Annotated in this window: 1 pseudogene; it reads left to right on the top strand. The window is 63.8% G+C overall.

The window, feature by feature from the left end:
* Positions 1-39 precede the first annotated feature (39 nt).
* Positions 40-228 (top strand): annotated as a pseudogene (locus tag IG74_RS54090) (hypothetical protein); the annotation flags it as partial.
* Positions 229-329 lie beyond the last annotated feature (101 nt).

Here is a 329-nt window from a genome sequence, read left to right as displayed (position 1 = left end):
GGCTCAGCGACCGGCTCCTCGACGGCCTCGTGCTCGGTGATGGTCTCACTCATCAGGCGTCTCCTTGATCATCGGATCCGCCGTCTATTGGACACTCCCTTGGACACTCCCTTATCGGACGAGCAGTGGGCGTTGATCGAGCCGATGATCACGGCCTGGAAGCAGGACCGGGTGAAGCGGTCGGCGACCGGAGATCCGGGGTCCTGTGACCTGCGGGAGGTCGTGAACGTGAGTGCGCCGTGAGGCGCTTTGTTGTATCCCCGGTTCAGCCGGGAGGGAATCGGAAGGAGGTCCCTGGGTCACCTGGCCCACCTGACGGTGAAAGCCGA

The sequence above is a fragment of the Streptomyces sp. NRRL B-1347 genome, from assembly GCF_000720325.1.
Taxonomy (GTDB): domain Bacteria; phylum Actinomycetota; class Actinomycetes; order Streptomycetales; family Streptomycetaceae; genus Streptomyces.
The sequence above is the reverse complement of the archived record's forward strand: the minus strand, read 5'-3'. Positions and strand labels throughout refer to the sequence as shown.